Raw genomic sequence first — 3,089 nt, forward strand, 5'->3', positions numbered from 1 at the left:
ACTCCAGATAACGGCGCTGCCGTTGCCCGCGACCACGGATCATTCCTTTGAGGGTCTGCACGCCGGAAGATTCCACCGCCGTAACGCCCGCCTCCGCCTCCAGTTGCACATTCTGGATGCTATGGTGCACCCAATGACTGGACAGCGAGCGCCCTTGACGTACCTGAGTATAAAGATGGGAAAGTACATCCCGCGCGGCCTGCACAGAAGCGGCTGGTCCGGTGATATGAAAGCGGGTGCCGCGGGGCAGGATCACCACCCCCAAGCGTGACTCGATCTGTTTGATATGACTATCCAGTTCGCCGGACAGTTCGGAGAGCATCGCCGCGCTCGCCTGCTCAGCGATGAAATCGCTGTGGCTTACACTCAGCGTCTTACCAGGAGGCTCCATGGGGCTATACGGCAAGGCGCTGGCTCGCCGGTGCCACCTGCACCACACGCCCGCGCAGACTATTGGGCAGCGCTGCCGTAATTTCGACATCCAGCATCTGTCCGACCCAATCCATGGACCCCGCCATATTGACCGAGCGATTGCAGCTGGTCTTGCCCGTCAGTTGCTGCGGATCACGGCGCGACGGTCCTGTCATCAGTACCGCCTGCCGCGTACCCACCAAGGCTTGCGCGTAACCCTGTGCCAGCCCGTTGATGCGCCCTTGTAATATTGCCAGACGCTCATCCTTGACGGCCTCGGGCACGCTGTCTTTCAGCTTCAGTGCCGGCGTATTGGGGCGCTGGCTGTATTTGAAGGAGAACGATTGATCAAAACGCACCGCATCGATCAACGCCATAGTCGCGGCAAAGTCTGCATCGGTTTCGCCCGGGAAACCCACGATAAAATCCGAGGAAATTTGAATACCGGGACGAGCGACGCGCAGACGTTCAATTTTATCCAAATACTGCTCAACCGTATGCTTGCGATGCATACGCCGCAAAATACGGTCAGAACCACTTTGTACCGGCAAGTGCAGGTGGGGCGCCAGTATCTCAATATTGGCATGCGCAGCAATCAATTCGTCATCAAGGTTGCTGGGATGGGACGTGGTATAACGCAAGCGCAGCAAACCGGGAATTCGCGCCAAGCGTTCCAGCAGATCGGCCAGGCCACCCTCACCTACCAATCCCGTCGCACCCCGATAGGCATTAACATTTTGGCCCAGCAGAGTAATCTCGCGCACCCCCTGATCTACCAGCGTACGCGCCTCCCGCAGGATATCGGGCATGGGGCGGCTATATTCCCGCCCCCGGGTATGGGGCACCACACAGAAGGTACAAAATTTATCGCAACCTTCCTGAACAGTGACGAAAGCGGTGGCGCCGTCGCGACCGGGCCGTTGTGGCAGGTGATCAAACTTTTCCAGCATCGGGAATGCCACATCCACCTGGGGACGACGCTCGGCCAGACAGGCGTCCAGCAAGTCCGGCAAGCGATGCAGCGTTTGTGGCCCGAATACCAGATCCACGTAAGGTGCCCGCCGCCGCAGTCGCTCACCCTCCTGACTGGCCACACAGCCCCCAACCCCGATCACCAACTCCGGACGGCGCTCCTTTAAAGGGCGCCAAAAACCCAGTTGAGTAAACACTTTGTCTTCGGCTTTTTCACGGATGGAGCAGGTATTGAGCAGGAGTACATCGGCGAGCACCGGATCGTCCACCAGATGCAATCCATGACTGACCGCAAGCACATCAGCCATGCGCTCGGAGTCGTATTCATTCATCTGACAGCCGTAAGTCTTGATATACAGGTTCTGCAATGCATTCCCAGAAGAAGTGAGGACTTATGAACGATGATAGGGCCACCCCGAAGGATTGACAAGGGGTGGCCGCAGATTATGGAATCATCCCAGGCCAAGCCAGTATAACCCAAACGGAGTCCGGCATGACGCCATCCGCGGCACCATGCTACAATGCGCGCCGTTCCTTCGGCGACGCGATAGACCAGCGTTTTGCCTCCACCGGTGGAGAAAGCCCATGTCCCGATCTCCCGGGCCTATGTCCCAGGCTTGGCACTTTACCCGCGAGTTTTTACGCGATCCTCATGCTATTGGGGCTGTGCTACCCAGTTCGCCCTTCCTCGCCCGCCGAATGGCCGCTATGGTGCCCCATGGTCCCGGACTGGTGGTCGAACTGGGGCCAGGTATGGGGCCGGTAACCAAGGCCTTACTGGAAAGCGGCATCCCAGCGCAGGATCTGGTTCTTGTCGAGCAGGCACCGGCCATGGTCCGCCACCTGCGTCAGCATTATCCCGAGGTGGAAGTCATTGAAGGGGACGCGGCACACATTCAACACCTGATGGCGCATCGCGGCCCAGTCCGCGCCGTGGTGTCCAGTCTGCCGCTGCGCAGCATCCCCAAAACGGTCGTTGAACGCATTTTTCAGCAACTGCCGGGAATCAGTCGCCACGGGACCGTATTCATCCAATTTACCTATCACTTCCGCTGCTCCTGCGCGGGCTTGCCCCCGGACTTTCGTCGGCGACGGATGGCCGTGGTCTGGCGCAACGTGCCGCCAGCACGGGTGGATGCCTTTATTTACCACGCACCCCAACAGCGCTGATCGAGTCGCGTTGACATAAAGGAAGAGGCGAATAATGATGCGGCATGACCAGAAGACGCAGAGTTCTGTGTCAAACAACGGGCCACTGCCTTTTTCCAAAATGATCACCAAAAAGCCACCTCCCTTGCGCCATGCCCCTCGTATGCTATGGCCTTGGCTGACCTTACCGGCCTCTCTCACTGCAGCGCTGCAACGGGCTTATGAAAAGCCGCATGGGATGGTGCAGGCGCTGCTGCTGGGTAGCGGACGCGCGAACCCAACACCGACTGAGCGCTACCTATTACGCCTACATCGCGGAGAGCAGATTTTCTGGCGCGAGGTCCTCTTGCACTGTGGCGACGTGATGCGTCCTGCGCTCTGGGCGCGCACGACCATTCCGTTGCGCGGGCTACGTCGCGGCCTATTACCGTTGACCCGCCATGGCACGCGCCCCATCGGCAATACTCTATTCCGTCATCGCCGTTTGCGGCGCTCCCCGATTCAAGCCGAGAGCCAGCCCCGATTCGGCCGCCGCCGCTGCTGGCAGCGGCGGTCGG

Annotated in this window: 3 protein-coding genes and 1 pseudogene; 2 read left to right on the forward strand and 2 right to left on the reverse strand. The window is 59.4% G+C overall.

All coding sequences use genetic code 11. The annotated features are described in order from the left end of the window. Together HF921_RS12505 and miaB are read right to left on the reverse strand one after the other, a co-directional pair. Positions 1-391, reverse strand: a pseudogene (locus HF921_RS12505) (PhoH family protein); the annotation flags it as partial. 4 nt (positions 392-395) lie between these two features. Beyond that, entirely contained in the window at positions 396-1,751 is a 1,356-nt protein-coding gene (gene miaB, locus HF921_RS12510) for a tRNA (N6-isopentenyl adenosine(37)-C2)-methylthiotransferase MiaB (RefSeq protein WP_215889248.1), read from the reverse strand. A 217-nt stretch (positions 1,752-1,968) separates the two neighbouring features. On the opposite strand from miaB, the gene HF921_RS12515 reads away from it, so the two are divergent. Together HF921_RS12515 and HF921_RS12520 are read left to right on the forward strand one after the other, a co-directional pair. Continuing rightward, positions 1,969-2,553 carry a class I SAM-dependent methyltransferase gene (locus HF921_RS12515; RefSeq protein WP_215893928.1) on the forward strand — a complete coding sequence of 195 codons (585 nt, stop codon included), beginning with the start codon at positions 1,969-1,971 and terminating at the stop codon, positions 2,551-2,553. Between the two features lie 34 nt (positions 2,554-2,587). Further along, the coding region (locus tag HF921_RS12520; protein WP_226834612.1) for a chorismate--pyruvate lyase family protein at positions 2,588-3,089 on the forward strand (502 nt) is incomplete at its 3' end.

The organism is Acidithiobacillus ferriphilus, assembly GCF_018854775.1.
Lineage (GTDB): Bacteria > Pseudomonadota > Gammaproteobacteria > Acidithiobacillales > Acidithiobacillaceae > Acidithiobacillus > Acidithiobacillus ferriphilus.

Excerpts from the sequence above, each read along its gene's own strand:
- HF921_RS12515 (WP_215893928.1), top strand. The coding sequence starts at position 1,969 with ATGTCCCGATCTCCCGGGCCTATGTCCCAGGCTTGGCACTTTACCCGC.